This is a genomic window from Roseateles sp. P5_B10, assembly GCF_056400485.1.
This window is the reverse complement of sequence record NZ_JBFULE010001558.1, coordinates 1-631: the sequence shown is the minus strand read 5'-3', so window position 1 is coordinate 631 and position 631 is coordinate 1. Positions and strand designations below refer to the sequence as shown.

General features: G+C 57.5%; 1 protein-coding gene. It reads right to left on the bottom strand.

The window, feature by feature from the left end; translation table 11 throughout:
• Positions 1-283 (bottom strand): lysozyme family protein (locus AC1DU6_RS34570; RefSeq protein WP_477863015.1); only part of this gene is annotated, 283 nt, incomplete at its 3' end.
• Positions 284-631: the final 348 nt, after the last annotated feature.

The following is a 631-nucleotide window of genomic DNA, read 5'->3' as shown; positions in this document are numbered from 1 at the left end:
GGTATGTTGTGCCCGGCGTCACGGGTAGTCCGGCGCCCGTCAGAACGCCGCCATTATCTGACGCCAATGCGCCCGTCATTTCCTTCGACAGGACAGGATCTGACTTCAGGGCTATAATTTCGTCGCGTGATTTGCCCTGGATCAGGTCGGGGCGATGCTTCGAAAGAACATTCAACCAAGTGGAGTCGATGAACTGCCCCGCCCCGCCCGCTGACGATCGCGGATTGCGGGCGTTGGGATTGCCGCCGCTTTCCACGCCAATAATCTGATCGACGAGAGCCATGTTTAAATCACGCCTATTTCAATGGTTCATGTATGCGTGCCAGGCTGGCATCGTCGGCTTGCTGCTTTACGTCGACCATCGCGACGCCGCTGCCGCAGGCAAGATGTCTCAGCCGGGCGTTGCGTTCTTCTGCGGCGTGTTAATGGCAGCTGCCTTTACAGGCTTGGTGGTCTTCCTGCAGGACATGACCGCAAAAGCGAAGCGAGCAATCGACCGATTTCGAAACCCTACTTGCGCGCCTGAGCTAAACTATTCGGGGCCAGCGAGAGAGGCAGAGAACCCGGCACTCTTGAAGAGTTCAGCGCCCGCTTCTCGGCAAGTCCGCTCATAACCTCAATTAGCTTCTGC